General features: G+C 70.0%; 2 protein-coding genes. Both read left to right on the top strand.

The window, feature by feature from the left end; all coding sequences use genetic code 11:
• The coding region (locus FXF52_RS41085) for a VanZ family protein (protein ID WP_148805030.1) at positions 1–474 on the top strand (474 nt) is incomplete at its 5' end.
• Between the two features lie 58 nt (positions 475–532).
• Positions 533–1,188 (top strand): response regulator transcription factor (locus FXF52_RS41080; protein WP_148805029.1); only part of this gene is annotated, 656 nt, incomplete at its 3' end.

Here is a 1,188-nt window from a genome sequence, read left to right as displayed (position 1 = left end):
CTGGCGCGCTGCCGGCCTGCTACCGGCGTCACATCGGCGTGGCGGATGTCGCTGGCCGAGGTGGGCATGGTCTACGGGACGGTGCCGTTCGTATGGATGACCATGATGCCGGGCCCGGGGGCCGGCATCGTCCCCGGCCGGGTGAGTCTGGTCCCGCTGCGGGACCTGCTCACGATGGGGCCGGTCGGGATCGTCGGCAACCTGCTGATCTTCGCGGCGCTGGGGTTCTTCGCTCCGATACGTTTCGCGGCGCTGGCGTCCGTGCCGCGGATCCTGGCACTCGGGGCAGGCTGCTCGGTCCTGGTCGAAACCGCACAGTACGTCCTGCGGCTGGACCGGGTTTCCTCCGTGGATGACGTTCTGGTCAACGCCGCCGGCGCCGTCCTGGCCGCGCTGGCCTCGCGCCGCTGGTGGCGCACAAGGGCGGAGAGGCCGTCGGACCAGCCTCGCCCCGCGCTGGCACCGGCAGACTGAGTCGCGTGCCCGGTGTGCACACGCCAGCACTATTTTATGCTGATTATAGGCTTCAGGTATGCGGGTGCTGATCGTGGAGGACGAGCCCTACCTGGCCGAAGCCGTCCGTGACGGTCTGCGGCTGGAAGCGATTGCCGCCGACATCGCCGGCGACGGCGACGCCGCCCTGGAACTGCTCAGCGTCAACTCCTACGACCTCGCCGTCCTCGACCGTGACATTCCCGGCCCCTCCGGCGACGAGGTCGCCCGGCGCATCGTCGCCTCCGGCAGCGGCATCCCGATCCTCATGCTCACCGCTGCCGACCGGATCGACGACAAGGCTTCCGGGTTCGAGCTCGGCGCCGACGACTACCTCACCAAACCGTTCGAGCTGAGGGAGCTCGTCCTGCGGCTGAGGGCGCTCGACCGCAGACGCGCGTACGCCCGGCCCCCGGTCCGCGAGATCGCGGGCCTACGGCTCGACCCCTTCCGCCGGGAGGTCTTCCGCGACGGACGCTACGTCGCGCTCACCCGCAAACAGTTCGCCGTGCTGGAAGTCCTCGTCGCCGCCGAGGGCGGGGTCGTCAGCGCCGAAGACCTGCTGGCACGGGCCTGGGACGAGAACGCCGACCCCCTCACCAACGCCGTGCGAATCACCGTCTCCGCACTGCGCAAACGGCTCGGCGAACCATGGATCATCGCCACCGTGCCCGGCGTCGGCTACCGGATCGACAC

It is taken from the genome of Micromonospora sp. MP36, assembly GCF_008119785.1.
GTDB lineage: Bacteria > Actinomycetota > Actinomycetes > Mycobacteriales > Micromonosporaceae > Micromonospora.
Note: the sequence above shows the minus strand (reverse complement) of the source record. Positions and strands in the feature narration are given on the sequence as shown.